Source organism: Burkholderia sp. SIMBA_051, from assembly GCF_046534915.1.
Taxonomy (GTDB): domain Bacteria; phylum Pseudomonadota; class Gammaproteobacteria; order Burkholderiales; family Burkholderiaceae; genus Burkholderia; species Burkholderia ambifaria.
Map to the genome: position 1 here is coordinate 1 of NZ_JAWRXS010000744.1, position 244 is coordinate 244.

The window sequence follows — 244 nt, forward strand, 5'->3', positions numbered from 1 at the left end:
TGAACGGCAGATGGCGCTCGAGCTTCCGCCACCAGCGGCGCTCAATCCCGCTGAGATTCGACGCGAGCCGATTGCGGCGCCGGCCACGCCGGCAGCGGACCGATTTGATGAAATCCTGAAGGGCGCTCCGCGGATGATTTCCGATTTTTTTGCAGCGCTGCAGCAGGACGTCGCCGGCGGCAAGGCCAAGGTGCGGTGGGCTGAAAAGGGGCTCGTGGTGCCGAAGCGCACGATTGGCGGATAC

Annotated in this window: 1 pseudogene; it reads left to right on the forward strand. The window is 64.8% G+C overall.

Features of this window, described 5'->3' with window-relative positions:
• Positions 1–10: 10 nt before the first annotated feature.
• Positions 11–244, forward strand: a pseudogene (locus SB771_RS36450) (type VI secretion protein); the annotation flags it as partial.